Genomic DNA, 411 nt, shown 5'->3' with positions numbered 1-411 from the left:
TGCAGCAGGTCGTCAAAACTGGAGATATCCATGGTCGCGTTCTTTCTATGGGGTCGTATTGAAGGGCGGGGCTGCTCCCGGCGTGCCCAGCACGCTGAGGTAGTCGGCAGGCACCGGCCGCACGCGGGCGCGCTTGCGCGATTGCACGGTGCCCAGGCTGAGGAAACACAGCGCATGCTCGCCCGCCCCCAGCCCGAAGAGTTGGCGCAGGCCTGCATCTTTTAACGCCTTGCCGCTGGTGAGCGCCGAGCCATAGCCCAGCGCCGTGGCCATGAGCAGCATGTTCTGCAGCGCGCAGCCGGCGCTGAGCAGGCGCTCGTGCAGGTCTATGCCGGCGTTGCCCCGGTGGCCGTCGACCACCAGCAGCATCAGCTCGGGCGCGCGGTAGGCCTTGTCCCTCGCCTGCGCCAC

General features: G+C 67.9%; 1 protein-coding gene. It reads right to left on the bottom strand.

What is annotated here, in order from left to right; genetic code table 11:
• Positions 1-45: 45 nt before the first annotated feature.
• A partial coding sequence (locus tag QZH66_RS18600; RefSeq protein WP_305807261.1) for a nitroreductase family protein occupies positions 46-411 on the bottom strand: 366 nt, incomplete at its 5' end.

The organism is Stenotrophomonas sp. YIM B06876 (assembly GCF_030711595.1).
Taxonomy (GTDB): domain Bacteria; phylum Pseudomonadota; class Gammaproteobacteria; order Xanthomonadales; family Xanthomonadaceae; genus Stenotrophomonas.
The sequence above is the reverse complement of the archived record's forward strand: the minus strand, read 5'-3'. Positions and strand labels throughout refer to the sequence as shown.